Annotated in this window: 15 protein-coding genes and 1 other annotated feature; of the genes, 4 read left to right on the top strand and 11 right to left on the bottom strand. The window is 68.5% G+C overall.

Going from position 1 to position 17192, the window contains the following annotated elements; translation table 11 throughout:
- Positions 1–56: 56 nt before the first annotated feature.
- Positions 57–114 (bottom strand) — a sequence feature (sul1 is cis-regulatory element that is thought to sense ions involved in sulfur or methionine metabolism; They are found in Alphaproteobacteria).
- Between the two features lie 198 nt (positions 115–312).
- The 4 genes from BU28_RS0110235 to BU28_RS0110220 are packed head-to-tail and all read left to right on the top strand — an operon-like array spanning position 313 to position 3670.
- On the top strand, positions 313–1113 hold the full coding sequence (locus BU28_RS0110235; protein WP_028719395.1) for a MetQ/NlpA family ABC transporter substrate-binding protein: 801 nt from the start codon (positions 313–315) through the stop codon (positions 1111–1113).
- A gap of 25 nt (positions 1114–1138) precedes the next feature.
- Complete coding sequence (locus tag BU28_RS0110230; protein WP_028719394.1) at positions 1139–1936, top strand: MetQ/NlpA family ABC transporter substrate-binding protein; 798 nt, start codon at positions 1139–1141, stop codon at positions 1934–1936.
- Entirely contained in the window at positions 1936–3036 is a 1101-nt protein-coding gene (locus BU28_RS0110225; RefSeq protein ID WP_081791339.1) for a methionine ABC transporter ATP-binding protein, read from the top strand. The genes BU28_RS0110230 and BU28_RS0110225 overlap by 1 nt, the downstream gene beginning before the upstream one ends.
- Complete coding sequence (locus tag BU28_RS0110220) at positions 3017–3670, top strand: methionine ABC transporter permease (RefSeq protein ID WP_028719392.1); 654 nt, start codon at positions 3017–3019, stop codon at positions 3668–3670. Before BU28_RS0110225 ends, BU28_RS0110220 begins: the two co-directional genes overlap by 20 nt.
- 64 nt (positions 3671–3734) lie before the next feature.
- Here the strand turns inward: BU28_RS0110220 and BU28_RS0110215 are convergent, their stop codons facing one another.
- The 11 genes from BU28_RS0110215 to hutU all read right to left on the bottom strand — a co-directional run bounded on the left by BU28_RS0110215 (position 3735) and on the right by hutU (position 17189).
- Positions 3735–5120, bottom strand: coding sequence for an LLM class flavin-dependent oxidoreductase (locus BU28_RS0110215; RefSeq protein ID WP_028719391.1), 1386 nt, complete (start codon positions 5118–5120; stop codon positions 3735–3737).
- Complete coding sequence (locus BU28_RS0110210; RefSeq protein WP_198944944.1) at positions 5120–6304, bottom strand: SfnB family sulfur acquisition oxidoreductase; 1185 nt, start codon at positions 6302–6304, stop codon at positions 5120–5122. The genes BU28_RS0110215 and BU28_RS0110210 overlap by 1 nt, the downstream gene beginning before the upstream one ends.
- Before the next feature lie 2 nt (positions 6305–6306).
- Positions 6307–7539, bottom strand: coding sequence for an SfnB family sulfur acquisition oxidoreductase (locus BU28_RS0110205; protein ID WP_028719389.1), 1233 nt, complete (start codon positions 7537–7539; stop codon positions 6307–6309).
- Positions 7540–7713: 174 nt separating this feature from the next.
- A complete protein-coding gene (treY, locus tag BU28_RS22620) occupies positions 7714–9924 on the bottom strand; it encodes a malto-oligosyltrehalose synthase (protein WP_081791338.1) in 2211 nt (736 codons plus the stop codon).
- Positions 9921–11105 (bottom strand): alpha-amylase family protein, encoded by a 1185-nt coding sequence (locus BU28_RS22615; RefSeq protein ID WP_233144974.1) that lies wholly within the window; start codon positions 11103–11105, stop codon positions 9921–9923. The genes treY and BU28_RS22615 overlap by 4 nt, the downstream gene beginning before the upstream one ends.
- 75 nt (positions 11106–11180) lie before the next feature.
- Complete coding sequence (locus BU28_RS26315) at positions 11181–11654, bottom strand: alpha-amylase family protein (RefSeq protein WP_233144973.1); 474 nt, start codon at positions 11652–11654, stop codon at positions 11181–11183.
- An 842-nt stretch (positions 11655–12496) separates the two neighbouring features.
- A complete protein-coding gene (locus BU28_RS0110190; protein WP_028719388.1) occupies positions 12497–13267 on the bottom strand; it encodes an amino acid ABC transporter ATP-binding protein in 771 nt (256 codons plus the stop codon).
- Between the two features lie 3 nt (positions 13268–13270).
- On the bottom strand, positions 13271–13933 hold the full coding sequence (locus BU28_RS0110185; RefSeq protein ID WP_028719387.1) for an amino acid ABC transporter permease: 663 nt from the start codon (positions 13931–13933) through the stop codon (positions 13271–13273).
- A complete protein-coding gene (locus BU28_RS0110180) occupies positions 13933–14580 on the bottom strand; it encodes an amino acid ABC transporter permease (RefSeq protein ID WP_028719386.1) in 648 nt (215 codons plus the stop codon). The genes BU28_RS0110185 and BU28_RS0110180 overlap by 1 nt, the downstream gene beginning before the upstream one ends.
- Before the next feature lie 54 nt (positions 14581–14634).
- Positions 14635–15444 carry a transporter substrate-binding domain-containing protein gene (locus BU28_RS0110175; protein ID WP_028719385.1) on the bottom strand — a complete coding sequence of 270 codons (810 nt, stop codon included), beginning with the start codon at positions 15442–15444 and terminating at the stop codon, positions 14635–14637.
- A gap of 68 nt (positions 15445–15512) precedes the next feature.
- Positions 15513–17189, bottom strand: coding sequence for a urocanate hydratase (gene hutU, locus BU28_RS0110170; protein WP_028719384.1), 1677 nt, complete (start codon positions 17187–17189; stop codon positions 15513–15515).
- Positions 17190–17192: the final 3 nt, after the last annotated feature.

Raw genomic sequence — 17192 nt, 5'->3', positions numbered from 1 at the left:
ATGTGATGTCCTGACCGGCATCGCGCGACACCGGATTCCGCATTGGGGTTTGGTCAGGTTGTCCGGCGGATCGGCGGCCGGAAGAGCCACCCGGGGATCGCACCCGGGTCCATGTTCGCTGCGTCGCCTGATAGGAAGGTTTCGCGCCGATGGCAACAGGGACCACCCGCCCGCCGAGAGAAAGATGCCTGCGCCGGCCCGCCGGCTTGGAATTCCCCTCTCCTGGCGCGGCGGACTTTGGAATGGCCGCGGGGCCCGGGCTCAGAATAAAACGATCACGTAAGTCGTGTATTCTGACGGGGACTTCTCTTCATGTCGATCCATTCAACCTGGCTTGCAGCGGTGCTGATCGCCTTGGCCCTGCCTGTGGCGGCCGGGATCAGGGTGGGCGTCACGCCCGGTGCTCTGGCCGATTCCATCGCGGTTGCCGCGACCGAGGCCAAGACCCAGGGCCTTGACGTCGAGGTGGTCGAATTCAGCGACTGGACCACGCCCAACCTCGCGCTGGAAAGCGGCGACCTGGACCTGAATTACTTCCAGCATCAGGCTTTCCTGGACAACGCGCTGAAGGAAACGGGCTATCACCTGCGCTCGGTCGCCTTGGGCATCCTGCCCAACATCGGGCTCTACTCCGAAAAATACCAAAGCCTCGACGCCATCCCCGAGGGCGCCCGGGTGGCCATTGCCAGCGATCCGGTCAACCAGGGCCGGGGGCTTGCGCTGCTGGAAACGGCGGGACTGATCGGGCTGACGCCGGGGATCGGCTGGCAGGCGACGCTGGACGACGTGACGGCCAACCCCAGGGGCCTGCGCTTTGTCGAGATCGAGGGGCCGCAGCTGGTGCGCGCCATCGCGGACGTCGATCTGGCGCAGGGCTATCCGGCCCATTACGTCAACGCCGGCCGCGCGGATTTCGCTGGCAAGGCGCTGATCTATTCGGGTCTCGGCGACCGGCATTTCGCCATCCGCTTCGTCACCCGCGACGACAATGCCGCCGACCCCGAGGTCGCGGCCTTCATCCGGCTTTACCAGTCGTCGCCCGCGGTGCGCGCCCGGATCGACGCCGCGAATGCGCATGACCCGAAACTCTATTCGCTGCCCTGGCTGGACTAGGCCGGCCCGACCAAAGGAGACGATGATGAGACTTGCCGCTTTTGCCCTGGCAGCCACGCTGGCGCTGACCGGGCTTGCCCATGCCGACCCGCTGAAGATCGGCGTCGTGCCCGGCGCCTATGGCGATGCCGTCGAGGTCGCCGCGACCGAGGCCAAGGCCCAGGGCCTTGACGTCGAGGTGGTCGAGTTCAGCGATTGGACCACGCCGAACGTGGCCCTGGCCGCCGGCGACATTGACCTGAACTTCTTCCAGCACCGGCCTTTCCTGGAAAACGCCAGCAAGGAGCGGGGCTATGATTTCGCCGTGGTGGGCGACGGCATTCTGGCGAACCTGGGGCTTTATTCGCTGAAGCACAAATCCTTCGACGAGATTCCCGAAGGCGGCAGCCTCGCCATCGCCAACGACCCGGTGAACCAGGGCCGGGGGCTTCTGCTGCTGGAAAAGGCCGGCCTCATCACGCTGCGCCCGGGCGTCGGTTTCCTCGGCACGCTGGACGATATCGCCGAGAACCCGAAGAACCTGACCTTTACCGAGGTCGAGGGGCCGCAGCTGGTGCGCATCACCGGCGACGTGGACCTGGCGCAGGGCTATCCGCATTTCATCGTCGCCTCGGGCGCCTTCGACCCGACTTCGGGCCTGATCTATTCGGGGATCGAGGACAAGCAGTTCGCCGTGGCCTTCGTCGCGCGCGCCGACAACAAGGACGATCCGCGCATCGGGCAGTTCGTGGACCTGTTCCACACCTCGCAGGCGGTCAGGGCGCGGGTGCATGAGTCCTTTGCCCAAAGCGACAAGCTTTACATCCTGGCGTGGCAAGGCTGATGGCGGGGGCAACGGCAATCCTGGGGCGCGTGGCGGCGGGCGAGGCCGCGGCCAGCGCCCCGGCCGTCCGCGGCGGCGGCACCATCCGCATCGAGGGCCTGGGCAAGACCTATCGCTCGGGCGCGGGCGAGGTGCAGGTGCTGGCGGGGATCGAACTGGACATCGCCGCTGGCGAGGTCTTTGGCATCATCGGCCGGTCCGGGGCGGGCAAATCCAGCCTGCTGCGGGCCATCAACCGGCTGGAACACCCCAGCGCCGGCCGGGTCCTGGTCGATGGTCAGGACATCGCGGCCCTGGACGAGGCGGGGCTGGTCGCACTGCGCCGCCGCGTCGGAATGATATTCCAGCATTTCAACCTGCTCTCGGCCAAGACCGTGCGCGAGAACGTGGCCCTGCCGCTGCGCGTCGCGGGGCTGCCGGCGGCCGAGATCGGCCCCCGCGTCGACCAGGCGCTGGAACTGGTCGGGTTGGCGGGCAAGGGCGATACCTATCCCTCGCGCCTGTCGGGCGGGCAGAAGCAGCGCGTCGGCATCGCCCGTGCGCTGGTCAGCCGCCCCGAGATCCTGCTCTGCGACGAAGCGACCTCGGCCTTGGATCCGGAAACCACCGGCTCGATCCTGCGACTGTTGCGCGACATCAACCGGCGGCTGGGCCTGACGGTGGTGCTGATCACCCATGAGATGAGCGTGATCCGTGAGATCTGCGACCGGGTGCTGGTGCTTGAACGCGGCGAGATCGCCGAACAGGGACCGGTCTGGCAGGTCTTTGGCGCGCCCCGCCATGCCGCGACCCGCGCGCTGCTGCAGCCCCTGCAACATGCCTTGCCGGGCGAACTGGCGAACCGGCTGCGCGAGACCCGCCGCGGCCCGCAGGACTGGGTGATCGTCGAACTGGGCTTTGCCGGCCGCACCCCGCCCGATCTGGCGGCGCTGGGCGGGTTGGGCCCGGCGCGGCTGATCCTGTCGCAGATCGACCGCATCCAGGGCCATGCGGTCGGCAGCCTGGTCCTGGCCCTGCCCGGGGTCGCGCGGATCAATGACCTGGCCCGATTGGCCGACAGCACAAGGATCATCGGATATGTTGACAGCGCAGATGATTGACCGCCTGCAACAGGCGTTTCTGGACACGGTGCTGATGGTCTCGGTCTCGGCGGGGATCGCGGTTCTGGCGGGCATTCCGCTGGCGGTGTTCCTGGTCACCTCGGGGCCCGGCGGGTTCTTTCCCGCGCCCCGGCTGAACCGCGTGGTGGGGGCGGTGGTGAACGGGTTCCGCGCGGTGCCCTTCATCGTGCTTCTGGTGGCGCTGATCCCCTTCACCCGGCTGGTCACGGGGACCACCATCGGTGTCTGGGCGGCCATCGTGCCGCTGGCGGTGTCGGCCACGCCCTTTTTCGCCCGCATCGCCGAGGTGTCGCTGCGCGAGGTCGATCCCGGTCTGATCGAAGCCGCGCAGTCCATCGGCTGCCGGCGCTGGGATATCGTGCGCCACGTCCTGCTGCCCGAGGCGCTGCCGGGCATCATCGGCGGGCTGACCATCACGCTGGTGTCGATGATCGGCGCCTCGGCCATGGCGGGGGCGGTAGGCGCGGGGGGACTGGGGGACGTGGCGATCCGCTATGGCTATCAGCGGTTCGACACGACGGTGATGCTGGCCGTCATCGCCATCCTGATCCTGCTGGTCTCGGCCGTGCAGTTCGGCGGCGACTATGCGGTCCGGCGGCTGAAGGCGCGATGATCCGAAAAAGGAATGGGGGCTGACTGCCCCCAAACCCCCGTGGATATTTTTCCAAGAAAGAAACCTATTCGGCGGCCAGCGCGGCGCCCGGGCGAAAGGCCTGGGCAGCGTGGCGTTCAGGCAGGCGGTCGCCCTGGCCGAACAGCTTGCGGCGCAGGGTGCCGGGCGCGTATTCCGTCTTGAAGCTGCCCCGATCCTGCAGTTCCGGCACGATCAGGTCGGCAAAATCCTCATAGGTTTCCGGTGTGGCAAGACGCGTCAGGTTGAAGCCGTCGATCTCGCCCTCGCGGACCCAGGATTCCAGTTCGTCCGCGACCTCGGCGGGGGTGCCCAGGGCCAGCGGATAGCGCCCGCCAAGCGCCAGCTGGCCCAGCAGGTCGCGCTTGGTCCAGGCGCGGCTTTCCGCAAGCGCGGTCGCCGACTGGATCGCATTGGTCTGCCCATAGGGGACCTTGTCGTCGAGCCCGTAGCGGGCGAAGTCGATCCCGGTCGAGGCCGAGAAATGCACCAGCCCGGCCTCGGGGCTGGAATGGGCGCGGTATTCGGCCAGCTTGTCCTGCGCCGCCGCTGCACTGCGGTCCGTCACGACATTGATGCCCATGACGATGCGCACGTCCTCGGGCCGGCGACCGGCGCGGGCCACGGCTTCGCGGATGCTGCGGGCGGCCTTGCGCGCCAGGGCCTTTTCGGGGGCCGCGATGAAGACGCATTCCGCATGCCGCGCCGCGAAGGCCTGGCCGCGTCCCGAGGTGCCGGCCTGGAACAGCACCGGCGTGCGCTGCGGCGAGGGCTCCGACAGATGCCAGCCCTCGACATCGTAGAAGCGGCCGTGATGGATCACCTTGCGCACGCGGGCGGGGTCGGCATAGACCCGCGCGGCGCGGTCGCGGATCACCGCATCGTCGTCCCAGGACCCTTCCCACAGCTTGTAGAGCACGTCGAGGTATTCGTCGGCCTGGTCATAGCGCAGGTCGTGTCCGGTCTGGCCGTCCCGGCCCACCGCCCGGGCGGCGCTGTCCAGATAGCCGGTGACGATGTTCCAGCCGATCCGGCCCTGCGTCAGATGGTCCAGCGTCGACATGCGCCGGGCGAAGGTATAGGGTGCCTCCTGGTTCACGTTCACCGTGACGCCGAAGCCCAGGTCCTGCGTCACCGCAGCCATGGCCGAGACCAGCAGGATCGGGTCATTGACGGGCAACTGCACGGATTCGCGCAGCGTCAGGTCCACGCCCTCGCCATAGATGTCGTAGGTGCCCAGGATGTCGGCCAGGAACAGGCCGTCGAACAACCCGCGCTCCAGCGTGCGGGCCAGGTCGGTCCAGTAATCCAGCCGGGTGTAATCCGCCGAGCGGTCGCGCGGATGTGTCCATTGCCCGTGGTTGATGTGGCCCACGCAGTTCATGGTGAAGGCGTTGACGATGATGTGCTTGCCCAGTCTGTCGTGAGCCATCAGATCGCTCCGTGTCGCGGCGGGTTGATGCCGTTCAGGCTGTGGTTGCCGACGGCGTGGTATTTCCAGCGCACCGGATCGTGTAGGCTGTGGGTGCGGACATTGCGCCAGTGCCGGTCCAGGTTGTCCTCGGCCAGGGTTGCCGATGTGCCGGTCAGCTCGAACAGTTTCGAGGCCGCGAGCAGCCCGGCCGTCGTCGTCAGCGCCCGCGCCGCCGCGACCGCCAGCGAGGCCTGCGCCACGGTGAATTCGGTCGGGTCGGCGACGGCCTCGTCCACCGCATGGCCGGCACGGTCCAGCAGCGCCTCGGCCGCGCGCAGGCGGACGGCGACGTCACCCAGGCCCGCGACGAGCAGCGGGTCATCGGCCGCGCGGTCCACATGCGCGTCCACCCAGGGGCGGGCGCGGTCGCGGACAAAGGGCAGGGTGGCGGCGAAGGCGCCCCTGCCGATGCCCAGGTCGATCGCCGCGTGCATGATCTGCGCCAGGGGGCCGATGGGGGTCGGACGCTCGAAGCTGGCCTGGAAGGGCACCACCCATTCGGGCTGCACCGCGACCCGGTCGAAGGCGACCGAACCCGACCCTGTGGTGCGCTGGCCGAAACCGTCCCAATCGTCGGTGATCTGGACGCCCTCGGCCTCGCGCGGGATGAAGACGATCTGCTGGCGGTCCTCGTCGTCGACGACCAGCGTGGGGATCCAGTCGGCAAAGATCGCGCCGGTGCAGTAGAACTTGCGCCCGGTCACGAACAGCCTGCCGTTCCGAGCCGACAGGCGGGTGCGGCGCCGGAAGTCGCGGGCGCCGATTTCCGCCAGGGCGTTGCCGAAGCGCTGCCCGGCCAGCGCCAGCGCGTCGAACCGGGCGCGCTGCCCCGGGCTGCCGCCGCTGCGCAGGACTTCAAGGGCATAGAAGTGGTTCTGCGGGATCTGCGCCAGCGAACCGTCGGCCGCGCCGATGATGGCGATCACCCGCGCCAGCGTCACGGCCGAAACGCCGGCCCCGCCGTGTTCGCGCGGCACGGTGATGCCCCAGAGGCCCGAGGCCGAGAAGGCGTCGAGTTCATCCCAGGGCAGGACGCGGTCGCGGTCGCGGCGCGAGGCGCCGGGGGCAAAGTCCTGGGCCAGCCGTTCGGCCACGGCGATGGCCTCGGCGTCGCTGGCGATGACATGGGCGTTCCGGGTCATGGTCAGTTCCATTGATGGCGGGCGGGACGGGCGCCGTTCAGGTGCCAGTTGCCCAGCAGATGGTATTTCCAGCGCAGCGGGTCGTGCAGCGTGTGCACACGGGCATTGCGCCAGATGCGGCCCAGGTTCGGGCCGGCCCGCGTTGCCGCCGACCCTGCCAGTTCGAACAGCTTCTCCGCCGCGTTCAGCGCGATTTCCGAAGTCAGGATCTTGGCCTCGGCCACCGCGACCGAGGCGCGGGCCGAGGCATCCTCGGTCACCTCGCCGGCGGCCAGGTCGTCCAGCAGCCGCGCCGCGTCGTGCAGGACCGCCCGCGCGGCCCACAGGTCGATCTGCAACCGGCCCACGTCGGCGATGAGGTGGGGATCGTCCTGGGCGCGCTCGACCCCGCTGTCGACCCAGGGACGGGACTGTTCGCGCACGAAGCGGATCGCCTCGTCCAGGGCGCCGATGGCGATGCCGCTGTCGATGGCGGCCTGGATCAGCTGCGACACCGGCCCGGCCAGGCCCGGCACCTGCGCGCGCTGCCAGACCGGGATGACCTGGTCCTCGGCGATGGGCACGTCCTCGAACACCACGCTGCCCGATGCGGTGGTGCGCTGTCCGAAGCTGGACCAGTCGTCGACGACCCGGACGCCCGGCGCGTCATAGGGCACCCAGACCTGGACCGGCCGTCCCTGTTCGTCATTGGCCCGGGTCGGGATCCAGTGGGCAAAGATCGCGCCGGTCGAATAGAACCGATGCCCATTCAACCGCAGCCCGCCGTCGCGTCCGCGCGACAGGCCCGTGTCGTTCTGCGTCACCGGCTTGCGGCCCTTTTCGGGGCCTGCGTTCCCGATCCGCTTGCCGGCCAGGACATCGGCGAACCAGCGCGCCTTCTGCGCGGGGCTGCCGGCCTCGGTCAGAAGGCGGATGACGCCGAAATGGTTCTGCGGGATCTGACCCACGGAACTGTCCGCCGCGCACAGGATCTCGAACACCTCGGTCAGGGTCAGGTAATCCAGTCCCGGCCCGCCATGGCTGCGTGGTACCGTGATCGCGCCCAGGCCCGACGCCGAGAAGGCCGCGATCTCGTCAAAGGGCAGGATGCGCCGGCGGTCGCGCTCGGCCGCCTTGGGCGCCCAGTCGGCGGCAAGCCGGCGCGCGGCATCCAGCGCCTCGTCCCGGGTGGCGATCCGCGTCGGGATGATGGGCGAGCCCGCCTCTGCCGGCGTGTTCCGTTCGTGGATGGTCATGTCCGCTCTCGTGACTGCACGATTCACGACAACGTTAGGCGTGTTTTTATGGGGGCTCCATTCCAAAGATGGGCGGCGCCGAAGCAACCGTCCGGCTGTTCCAGGCGCGCTTGAGAGACGATTCTTTCCGCCGCCGCACGGCCGGGGCGCCGCGCGGCGGCCGGTCCTTGGCTGTCAGTGCCGGATCACCGCGACGCTGACGCCGTCGAACTCGCCCGCCTTCCAGGCATCCGCGGGGGCGGGGCCGGGCCGCAGTTCCACGACGATCCGCTGGCCGCCGCCTTCGCGGATCAGGCGCAGCGTGCCGTCCGCCACCTCGATGCGGGCGGTGGCGCGGGCCAGGAAATCGGCGCTTTCGCGCCGCAAGGCCAGCAGGGCGCGCGTCCATCCGGCCTTGCTGCCGGGCGCGGGTTCCCAAGCCAGGACGTGCCAGTCCACGGCCAGGCGGTTGTCGGGATCGGTCAGCGCCAGCAATTCGGCCTCATCCCCGCGATAGATGTCGGGAAAGCCGGGCATCAGCATCTGGAAGGCCAGTTGTGCAAGCCCCAGCGCCCGGCCGCGCCCGAGCAGCGCGGTCAGCGCCGGCGGCGGTTCGCGCCACTGGTCCAGCACCGCATCGGCCAGCGCCTTGACGGCGGCTTCGGCGGCCTCGTCCGGATTGGTCCAGAAACTGGTCAGCTTGGCCTCGCGCATGGCCTTTTCGATATGCGAGGCCAGGCGGTCCCGGATCGCCGGGTCGTCGTGCCAGATCGCCAGGGCGGATTGCACGACATACCAGCGCCAGCGCGGCTCGACCCCCTCGGCCTGCGGCAGGGCGGCGGCGGCGCGGTCCAGATCGGCGAAGGCATCGGGCAGGTGGCTGATCGCGGCGATGCGCATCCGGCTGTCGGCGGACCGCTTGGTGTCGTGGGTCGAAACCAGCGTCATCGCGCCCGGTTGCCGCGCGGCCAGGAAGGCGTTGGCCTCGGCCTCGGCCACGCAGGGTTCGTCGGGTTCGGCGCCGACCTCGTTCGCGGCCAGATAGCGGGTCCAGCGAAAGCCTGCCGTATCCTCTTGCGCCTTGGCCAGCAGCGCGCCCGACACCTGCTGGAAGCGAACGACGAAGCGGCGGGCGGCGTCGGTCGGGGGATCGGCCATCAGCCCCGCCAGCAGATCGACCGTCGCCCGCGACCGCAGGCCCTGCGCCGCATCATCGGCCAGCCTGGCCAGCAGAGCGCGATCCTCGTCCCCCGCGCGGTCGGTGACATAGCTGCGATAGCGCGGCATCGCGACCAGCAGCGCCGTCACCGCCTCGCGCAGGGTTTCGGGGCCGGCCTCGATGTCCTGGGATCCTTCGGCGGCGGCGGCGGCCATGTCGCGCAACTGGCGCCGCTCGGCCGCCAACTCGTTGTCAAGGACGGCCAGCTTGGCTTGGGTCAGTTCCTCGCGAAAGCCGGTCTGGATGCCGGTCGCCTCGCGCCACAGCGCGTCCAGCCGCTCGATCCCCTGCGGGTCGGTCAGCAGCCGGGCGATCAGCCGCGCGGCCTCGTACCCGGTCGAGCCAAGGACGGGCCAGCCGGGCGGCATGGCTTCATCGCCCACAAGGATCTTTTCGACCCAGATCGGCGTGTCGGGCACGGCCTTGTGCAGCCGATCCAGATAGGCGGCCGGGTCGGCCAGCCCGTCGACGTGATCGACGCGCAGGCCGTGGACCAGCCCCGCGCGCACCAGGTCCAGGATCAGCGCATGGGTGTCGTCAAACACCGCCGGATCCTCGACCCGCATGCCGATCAGGCTGGTCACGTTGAAGAAGCGCCGGTGGGTGATGCTGTCGCGTTCCATGTCGGATTGGACCAGCCGCCAGTGCTGGCGGTCATGCAGGGTGCGCAGGTCGTCCTGAGGGGCGCTGTCATCGGCCAGCGGGACCTGCACGTCGCCAAAGCACCAGAATCCGTCCCGCAGGCTGAAGGCGCCGTCCGCCAGCATCTTTTCGAAGGGCTCGGGCAGGAAGGGCAGGACCAGCGGCCCGGCCTGCCAGTCGATGTCGAAATGGCGGGCATATCGGCTGTCCGGCCCATGGCGCAGAACGTCCAGCAGCCAGGGGTTTTCCAGCGTGAAGGCCGTGTGGTTCGGCACGATGTCCAGGATGATCCCCAGACCGCGGCCGATCGCGGCGCGGGCCAGCCGCTCGAACCCCTCGCGTCCGCCCAGGGCAGGGTCGACGCGGGTCGGGTCGGTGATGTCGTAGCCATGCGTCGAGCCGGTCGAGGCGGCAAAGATCGGCGACAGGTACAGGTGGGACACGCCGAGCCCGGAAAGATAGGGCAGATGGCGCTCGATTTCGGCGAAATCGACATTGTCGCGCAACTGGATGCGATAGGTCGCAAGGGGAACGGTCGGAATCATGGCACCTCGACGCCGGCAGACAGGGCAAAGGGATCGCGGCCCGGCCGGCCCAGGATAAGACCGGGCGCGTGGGGCAGGGGCAGGTCGGGCTGGGCCTGGCCCAGGCTGAGCGCGACGGAAAGGGTGCCGGCGTGAAACGGCCAGTCCGCCGCCACCGAGGCGGGGCCCAGCCGGCGCACCCGCGCCTCGCCCCACCGGCCGCTTTTGACCAGCGGCACGACCTTTTCGGCGCGAAAGGCCAGGGCGCGGCGCGTCAGTTCCAGCCATTCGCGGGCGCGCGCATCGTCCCGCCAGCCCAGGCGCGAGCGTTCGAAGGTCTCGAAGGCCAGGGGATCGGGCACCGTCTCGCCCAGTTCGGCGATCGCGGCGAATTCGGCGGCGCGGCCTTCGCGCACGGCGCGGGCCAGGTCGCCCTGAAAATCGGCGAAGAACAGGAAGGGCGCCGACTCGCCCCGTTCCTCGCCCATGAAGACCATCGGGATATAGGGGGCGACCAGCAGCAGCGCATAGGCCACCGCGACGCCCTGCGGATCGGCCAGACTGGCCAGCCGTTCGCCATGCGGGCGGTTGCCGACCTGGTCATGGGTCTGGATCGCATTGACGAAGGCCGTCGTCGGCAGGTGCCCGCAGGGCTGGCCGCGCGGATGGTCAAGGCCGGGGCGGGGCTGGCCTTCCTCGATATGGCCCCGCGCCAGCGCCAGCGCCAGATCGCAGATCGGGTCGTGGGCAAAGCTGGCGTAATAGCCGTCGGATTCCCCCGTCAGGGCGGTGTGGACCGCATGGTGGAAGTGGTCGTTCCAGCTTGCGTCATAGCCGTGACGTTCGCGCAGGTCGGGCAGATTGCGCTCATCCTCAGTGATCAGGTGGATGGGGCGGTCGGGCGCGGCCTGCCGCAGGTACCGGGCGAAAGCGTCCAGGAAATCGGTCGCGCCGGGGCCGGTGATCTGGTGGACCGCATCCAGCCGGAACCCGTCCAGCCGGAATGTCCTCAGCCAGTATTCCGCGCATTCGGTCCAGAAGGCGCGGACCGGGGCCTTGGAAAAGTCGATGGCCGCGCCCCAGGGCGTGTGCCGGTCCGGGTCGAAGAAGTCGGGCGCCGCCTGATGGATATAGGCGCCGTCCGGGCCGAAGTGGTTCATCACGAGGTCCAGGATGACCATCAGCCCGGCGCCGTGCGCCATATCCACGAACCGGCACAGGTCGGCGGGCGCGCCATAGGTGGGGTGTAGTGCAAAGGGCAGGACGCCGTCATAGCCTCAGCCCCGGTCGCCCGGGAACTGGTTCAGGGGCATCAGCTCGATGGCGGTAAAGCCCAGGTCCGCCAGGTGCCGCAGCCGACTTGCGGCGGCCGCCAGCGTGCCTTCGGGGGTGAAGGTGCCGACGTGCAGTTCATAGATCACGGCCTCGGCCCAGTCGCGCCCCGCCCAGGGGTGCTGCCAGTCATGGTCCGGGACCGGCTCGGCCAGCGAGGGGTCGTGCACACCGCCCGCCTGCCGCCGGCTGGCCGGATCGGGCATGTCCGCCCCGTCCACGCGCAGGCGATAGGCGATGCCCGCCGGGGCGGGGGTGGTGACGGTCCAGTACCCCTCGGGCAAGGCGGTCATGGACAGCGCCTGGCTGTCCAGCAGCAACTCGACCCGCGCGGCGCGCGGGGCCCACAGGCGCGCGGTCAGCCGCCCGTCGTCCCAGGTCACGCCCCAGCGGGGGCCTTGCGCCGGCCGGCCGGTCATGCGCGGCCCAAGGTGTGGCGGGGTGCCAGAGCCGCCGCCCTGCGGGCGGGCGCCATCGTCACGGGGGCCGCTTGTTCAAGCGCAATCGACATGTCTGGAATCATCACCGCTGAAAGCCCCCGTTCCATTTGGAAACAAACACGGAAGCAGCAGGGCCGGTTCACGGGGCGGGCGGAAATTTGTCGCGGCCGCCCGTGCCGGCGATGCCTTGTCGCCGCACCTGTCCGAACAGACAGGTTCCCGGCAATCGAAAGTTGTGGCAAATAGCTGCCTGTCAAGAACGGGCGGGCCGTTTGCGAGTTTGTGTTTCCGGTTGGTGTTCGGGTCCGCGCGGCAAGTTGTTTGTAATGATGTTTTTGTTTCCGACCTGATATTTGGGGCGGCTTCGGCCGCCCCAAATATGTTTCAGGCCCGCCTGGGTGGCCTGACCAGAACCCTTTCGTCTTCGTCCCCGTCCGTGCAACCGCAGGCCGCATGAGCCCGGAACCTTCGTCGCCATTGACAAGCCCGCTGGTGCGGATCGAGCCTGCGCATGAGCGCGGCTTGGGTTCTTTTGCATGTTTCAGGCGTGGTTTCCGCCCTTTGGGGCAAGCGGGCAACGGGAGTGCCGCGACACCGAATCTTGCGGCCGGCTGTTTCAGCTACAGGCTGTGAGAGGGACAGGCATCATGCGCACTATTCTGGCGAGACGGCAGCGTTGACGCCGGCCGCGCTGTCCTCGGCGGCGGCACAGGAATGGACGGGGGCTTTCGGCGGCTGCACGTCGATTACCGCAGCGCGGCACGCGGCTGGATGTCACCATGTCGGGACCGCTTCTGGGCGTGACTTGGCGGTTCTGGGCCCTAGAAGCTGTTGCGTTCGTGATAGGTGCGCAGGAAGCCCTGGATGCGCTCGTCCCTGGGCGCGTGGAAGATCGCTTTCGGGCTGTCCACCGCGACCAGTTCGCCCTTTTCCATGAAGGCCACCTGGTCGGCGACATGGGCGGCAAAGCCCATCTCATGCGTGACGACGACCATGGTCATGCCCTCGGACGCCAGGGCCTTCATCACGTTCAGAACCTCGCCCACCAGCTCGGGGTCAAGCGCGCTGGTCGGCTCGTCGAACAGCATCAGCCGCGGCTCCATGGCGATGGCGCGGGCGATGGCGACGCGCTGCTGCTGGCCGCCCGACAGGCGCGCGGGGTGGTTGCCTATCTTGTCGGCCAGCCCGACCTTGCGCAGCGCGTCGGCGGCACGAGCCTCGGCCTCGGCCCTGGGCAGGCCGCGCACGCGGACCAGCCCTTCGGCCACGTTCCCCAGGGCGGTCATGTGCGGCCACAGGTTGAACTGCTGGAACACCATGCCGATCGAGCGTCGCATCTCGCGCAGCTTGCGGCCGGTCATCTTGCGGCCCGGCACGTCGTATCCGATCAGCTGGCCGTCGATGCGCACCTCGCCCGAATCGTATTCCTCGAGGAAGTTGATGCAGCGCAGAAGCGTGGACTTGCCCGAGCCCGAGGGCCCGATCAGGCAGGTCACCTTGCCGGGCGGAATGGTCAGGTCCACGTCCTTCAGCGCGTGGAAGGGGCCGTAGAACTTGTTGACCTTGCGGATCTCGACGGAGGATGCCTGCATCGCTCAGGTCCTTTCGATCAGATGTTGGGTGATGCGGCGCTCGAACCGGCGGCCGAGCCGGCTGATCGTCTCGACCAGCAGCCAGAAGAACAGCGCCAGCACCAGGTTCGCCTCGACATAGCGGAAGGTCTCGGTCGACATGCGGCTGACCTGATACATCAGCTCGGGCACGGTGATGATGGACAGGATCACCGTTTCCTTGGTCAGGATGATCGAGAAATTGACCAGCGCCGGCAGCGCCGAGACCAGGCCCAGCGGCAGCAGGATGCGGCGGATGATGGCGGGCTCGGCCATGCCGATGGCGCGCGCCGCCTCGATCTGGCCATGCGGCACGGCGCGAAAGCCCGAGCGGAAGATTTCCGCGAAATAGGGGCTGCCATAGATGGTCAGGCCCAAGAGGCCCGCCGGCAGCGCGTCCAGCCGCAGCCCGATCAGCGGGCCGCCGTAATAGAGCACGAAGAGCTGGACCAGGAAGGGCGTGCCGCGGATCACCTCGATATAGGCCTGGATCAGCCAGCGCAGGGGCCGGGCCGCGTAACGCTGGACCAGCGCGATCATCAGGCCCAACGCCATGGCAAAGATCGTGCCCAGCAGCCAGCACAGCACCGTGATTCCGAAGCCGCGCAGCAGCATCGGCCCGTATTGCTGAAGAACGGAAAGGTCCATCACACGGCCGTCCTGTGTTCAAGATAGCGTCCCAGCGCCGCAAGGCACAGGTTGATCGCCAGATAGATGCAGGCGGCGGCGATATAGACCTCGAGCGGGCGGAAGGTCGTCGCGGCCTGCGCCTGGCTGGCGCGGGTGATTTCCAGGATGCCCACGACCGAGACCAGCGAGCTGGCCTTGACCAGCAGGATCAGTTCGTTGACCAGCGCCGGCAGCGACAGGGTGAAGGCTTGGGGCAGGATCACCCGGGTCCAGGTGTCGCGCGGCGTCATGCCGATGGCGGTCGCCGCCTCGGCCTGGCCGCGGGGCAGGGCGGCGATGGCGCCGCGCCAGATCTCGCTGATATAGGCGCTGGCGCAGATGCCGACGCAGATCACCGCCGCCGCCGTCGCCGGAATGTCCAGCCCGATCACCGGCAGCGAGTAATAGAACACCAGAAGCTGCACCAGCAGCGGCACGCCGCGCAGGAAGCTGACCCAGAGCCCGCCGAAGGCCCGCAGCAGGCGATAGGGCGACAGCCGCGCCGCGCAGATCAGCGTGCCGATCACCAGCCCCAGCCCGATCCCCAGGACCGCGATCAGCAGCGTGTAGCGCGCCGCCCAGATAAGCGGCTCGAAGCTTTGCAGAAAGACGGGGAGGGAGAACATGCGCGCCTCGGACCTTGGGTCGGGGCGGGCGGAGCGAGCCCGCCCGCGACGGGCTTAGTGGGTCGGGACTTCGCGGGGCAGTTCGGTGTAGGTGCCCAGCCATTTTTCCTGGATCGCCTTGACGCGGCCGTCGTCGGTCATCTTCAGGATGGCGTCGTTGATCGCCTTGGCGAAGCTTTCGCTGTCGGCGTCCTTGCGCAGCACCCAGGCGAAATACTTGGGTTCGCCGAACTTGGCGGGCTCGAACAGGGCGAAGGTCTCGGGCCGGTTCTTGACCAGGTAGGTCAGGTTCGGAAGCGACCCTGCCACCGCGTCCAGCCGTCCGGCGGCGAGGTCCGCATAGGCCTCGTCCGTGGTGCCGTATTCCTTGATGGTCACGCCGCCCAGGCTTTCGCCAAAGGTTTGCAGTTGCTTGAACTGCGCGGTGCCCTGCTGGACGCCGACGGTCTTGCCCTTGATGTCCTCGGGTTTCGTCAGGTCGCTGTTCGCGGTCTTGACCAGGGCGACGGTGGCATCGGCGATCGGCAGGGTGAAGGTGTAACGCTCGACTCGCTCGGGGGTGATGGTCACGGGGGCGATGACGATGTCGAACTTCTTGACTTCGAGCCCCGGCAGTTCGGCGGTCCAGGGAATGTCCTGATAGACCGGCTCGACGCCGATTTCCTTGGCGACCTCGTCGAACAGGTCCTTGGTCATGCCCTCGTAGGTGCCGTTCGACAGCATGTCGAAGGGGGCATAGTGCATGTCGGTGGCGGTGACGATCTTGCCGGCCGCCTTGATGTCGGCCAGCTGGTCCGCCTGCGCGGCGGTTCCCAGCGCGATCAGGCCGATGGCGGCGGCCTTCAGGCTCATGTGGAAGCTCATGTCTGTCTCTCCTTGTTGGACGGGTGACGGGCGCGGCGCCGGTGCGTTGCGGCCCCGCGCCCCTTGGATCAGAGAATGCCGGGCAGATTCAAGCCATGCTCGCGCGCGCAGTCCAGCGCGATCTGATAGCCCGCGTCGGCATGCCGCATGACGCCGGTGGCCGGGTCGTTCCACAGCACGCGCGCCAGCCGGGCATCGGCATCCTCGCTGCCATCGCAGCAGATGACCATGCCCGAGTGCTGGGAAAAGCCCATGCCGACGCCGCCGCCATGGTGCAGCGACACCCAGGTCGCGCCGGATGCCGTATTCAGCAGCGCGTTCAGCAGCGGCCAGTCGGACACCGCGTCCGAGCCGTCCTGCATCGCCTCGGTTTCCCGGTTGGGCGAGGCGACGCTGCCGCTGTCCAGGTGGTCGCGGCCGATGACGATGGGCGCCTTCAGCTCGCCGTTGCGCACCATCTCGTTGAAGGCGAGGCCCAGCTTGTGGCGGATGCCAAGGCCGACCCAGCAGATCCGCGCCGGCAGGCCCTGGAAGGCGATGCGCTCGCGCGCCATGTCCAGCCAGTTGTGCAGATGCGGGTCGTCGACCAGTTCCTTGACCTTGGCGTCGGTCTTCAGGATGTCCTCGGGATCGCCCGACAGCGCCGCCCAGCGGAACGGGCCGATGCCCTTGCAGAACAGCGGCCGGATATAGGCGGGGACAAAGCCCGGGAAGGCGAAGGCGCGCTCAAAGCCTTCTTCCAGCGCCATCTGGCGGATGTTGTTGCCGTAATCGACGGTCGGGATGCCTGCGTCATGGAAGGCCACCATGGCCTCGACCTGCTTGCGCATGGAGGCGCGGGCGGCGCGTTCGACGGCCTTGGGGTCGGTCTCCTGCCGGGCGCGCCATTCGGCGACGGTCCAGCCCTGCGGCAGATAGCCATGCACCGGGTCGTGGGCCGAGGTCTGGTCGGTCACGATGTCGGGACGTGCGCCGCGGCGGGCGAGTTCGGGGAATACGTCGGCGGCATTGCCGATCAGCGCCACGGATTTCGCCTCGCCGGCCTTGGTCCAGCGGTCGATCATCGCCAGCGCCTCGTCGAGGTCGTGGGTCTTTTCATCGACATAGCGGGTGCGCAGGCGGAAATCGGCGCGGGTTTCGTCGCATTCCACGGCCAGACAGCAGGCCCCGGCCATGACCGCGGCCAGGGGCTGGGCGCCGCCCATGCCGCCAAGCCCGCCGGTCAGGATCCACTTGCCCTTCAGATCGCCGCCATAGTGCTGGCGCCCGGCCTCGACGAAGGTCTCGTAGGTACCCTGCACGATGCCCTGGCTGCCGATGTAGATCCAGGAACCGGCGGTCATCTGGCCGTACATGGCCAGGCCCTTCCTGTCCAACTCGTTGAAATGGTCCCAGTTCGCCCAATGCGGCACCAGGTTCGAGTTCGCGATCAGCACCCGCGGCGCATCCTTGTGGGTGCGGAACACGCCGACCGGCTTGCCCGATTGCACCAGCAGCGTCTCGTCGGTCTCCAGCTTGCGCAGCGCGTCGACGATCAGGTCGAAATCCTTCCAGGTGCGGGCGGCGCGGCCGATGCCGCCATAGACCACCAGCTCATGCGGGTTCTCGGCCACGTCGGGATGCAGGTTGTTCATCAGCATCCGCATCGGCGCCTCGGTCAGCCAGCTTTTCGCGGTGATCTCGGGACCGGTGGGGGGAAAGATGTCGCGGGTGTTGTGACGCGGATTGGTCTGGGGGTTGTCCATGTC

It is taken from the genome of Paracoccus yeei ATCC BAA-599 (genome assembly GCF_000622145.1).
Classification (GTDB): Bacteria; Pseudomonadota; Alphaproteobacteria; order Rhodobacterales; family Rhodobacteraceae; genus Paracoccus; species Paracoccus yeei.
The sequence above is the reverse complement of the archived record's forward strand: the minus strand, read 5'-3'. Positions and strand labels throughout refer to the sequence as shown.